This is a genomic window from Desulfobacter latus (assembly GCF_013389365.1).
Classification (GTDB): Bacteria; Desulfobacterota; Desulfobacteria; order Desulfobacterales; family Desulfobacteraceae; genus Desulfobacter; species Desulfobacter latus.
Genome location: NZ_JACADJ010000176.1, coordinates 1 through 638, shown reverse-complemented (window position 1 = coordinate 638; position 638 = coordinate 1). Strand labels below are relative to the sequence as shown.

At 39.2% G+C, this 638-nt stretch carries 1 protein-coding gene; it reads left to right on the top strand.

Annotation, left to right across the window (positions count from 1 at the left end; all coding sequences use genetic code 11):
• Window positions 1-638, top strand: a 638-nt coding sequence (locus HXW94_RS18850; protein ID WP_178368422.1) for a transposase, incomplete at both ends; no start/stop codon positions are given.

Below are 638 nucleotides of genomic sequence, written 5' to 3'. Positions count from 1 at the left end.
CATAGTGTAATTCCCTGGCCTTCTCTTCAATGGGCATTAGTTCAAAATCATTTATTGGATTCGGATGACGTTATTTTGTTTGCTGGAGATGAAAGTACAGTAACAAAATCCGGTAAGATGACCTATGGACTCGGGCGATTCTTTTCATCTATATATAATAGAAGTGTTCCGGGGTTGGGCTTTTTCAGCATCTCACTGATCAGTGTTAAACGAAAAAAAGCATATCCAATTCTAATGAGTCAGTTGGATCCGAAAATGGAAAGAAACGTCTACCCTCAAAAGCCTGAAAAAGAAAAGAAAAACGGCCCCGGGCGTCCAAAAGGCACTAAAAACAAAAATCGTCAGGATATTGAGCTGACCTCTTATCTTAAATTTATTCAGGATCACATCAAGTCCGTTCAGAGGCTTGTTGCTGATAAAATAACACCTCAATATTTTGTTTATGATGGAGCTTTTGGTAATAACCCTTGTCTTCAAATGGTTTCCCAGTGTGGACTTGATCTGATTTCAAAACTCAATTGCAACTCTGCGCTCTACTTCCCTTTTGATGGTGAATATAGCGGCCGAGGACCATATCCGAAGTATGGAGAAAAAATCAATTATAGCAATCTTCCTGAACATTGCCTTGTTGATTCCTC